Annotated in this window: 1 protein-coding gene; it reads right to left on the minus strand. The window is 69.5% G+C overall.

Features of this window, described 5'->3' with window-relative positions; genetic code table 11:
- Positions 1-271: 271 nt before the first annotated feature.
- Positions 272-1,716 (minus strand): S41 family peptidase (locus AC07XP_RS32255; RefSeq protein WP_495266958.1); only part of this gene is annotated, 1,445 nt, incomplete at its 5' end.

The following is a 1,716-nucleotide window of genomic DNA, read 5'->3' on the forward strand; positions in this document are numbered from 1 at the left end:
CCGCCGCCCCCACCGCCGCCGCAGCCCACGAGCACCGCCATGACGACGAGCCAGAAGGTCGTCACTGTCCATTTGCGCATCTGCTTCTCCTAAGTGTTTGGTTTCCAGCCCGGTTTCCTAAAGGAGCGCCAGGGAGTGAAAACGTTTGCGCAAACCTTTGCGCAAACGTTTGCCAAACTCTAAGTGGCAGGCCGCAGGCGTGGCAATGGGGTGCGGCTAGGGGTTTTCCGCGAGGCCGGGGCTGGCCTCGCGCGCGGGGTCAGGCCGTCTGTCAGCCCGGGCTGGGCACAAGGTCGATCAGCCGGTTCTCGCGCAGCGGCGAGCGGGGGCGCAGGAAGAGCTGGTCTTCTTCCACCGGCGCGGCGGCCTTCTCCAGGCCCGGGGTGTCCGCGGCCTTGGCGGATGCCGCCGTGCACGAACCGGTGTCGCGCAACCGCAGCGCCGCGGCCAGCCGGCCTTCGGCGGTGTCGCCCAGCAGGTGGTCGAAGTCGTCGGCCACGGCGCAGCTGGCATTGGGTGCAAAGCCGTCGCCGTAGTCGCCGAAGCCGGCCTGGTTGACGCCCTTGAAGTTGACCGCGAAGTAGGTGGTGCCGCAGTTGTCCTGCGGAACGAACCCGTAGGGCTTGCCGCAGGTGGTGGCGCCCACGAGGTTGACCGTGACGCCCACGCCGCGCAGGCTGTTGATGACCGACTCGCTGGCCGAGCAGGTGCTGCGGCCCGTCAGCAGCGTGACGCGCGACAGGCCCAGCGTGGGCAGGGGTTGGCCGGCCCGGGTGGTCGTGAAGAAGGGCGTGAGGTTGTCCGCGAGCGTGGTGCGGTACGGGTTCTTGTCGTTGAAGGTCAGCAACTCGAAGGTCTTGCCGTTCGTCGGGCCCGGCCCGGCCACCATGTAGGCCAGCTGGCTCGCGATGCGCAACTGGCCGCCGCCGTTGTAGCGCATGTCGATCACGAGGTCCTGGACGCCGCCGTCCTGCTTGAGCGTGTTCATGGCCGTGACGAGCTGCCCCTCGGCGGTCGAGATGTGGTCGTTGAACAGCAGGTAGCCCACGCGGTTGCCGGCCGGCCCGATGGTGCGGGTGTACAGCACCGGCGTGCTCGTGATGCGCTGGGCCGTGAGCTCGATCGGACTGCCGCGCGTGCCGCTCACCTCGAAGGTGAAGGTGTGCTTCTCGCCGAGGTTCTGCGGCGAGATCGCGCGGTTGATGATGTCGACATTGGCCTGCCCGGTGCTGCTCACCACGTCGACGCCGTCGACCGCGACCAGCTTGGCCCCGCGCGCCAGGCCGGCCGCCGCCGCCGCCGAACCCGGCTCGACGAAGGCGAGGCGGATGTTGCGCGGCGGCGAACTGCGCACCGCCGCCGTGTCCATGCCGTAGCCGACCGACACGCCGCCCTCCGACTCCAGGCGGTACGCCTCGGTGTCGAGGTAGAAGTGGAAGCGGTCCTTGAGCTGGCCCGAGGGCGTGGTGGCCTGCGTCTTGAGCACGCTGAACCAGGTCAACGGCGTGGCGTAGTCCGAGGCCTTGAGCGTGGTGGGCACCTCGTTGTACCAAAGGTAGGTTTCGTCGATCCAGCCGCGCACCCAGCTCTTCTCGTTGTCGACGGTGCCGGCGGTGTCGGGGTACGCGCGGCCCGTCGCGGGGTTGGTGCCCCGGCGCGGCGCGACGCACTGGCCGGCGACGGTCGCGGACGCGACGATGCCGCCCTCGCCCCCGT

Source organism: Variovorax sp. GW531-E2 (genome assembly GCF_059423125.1).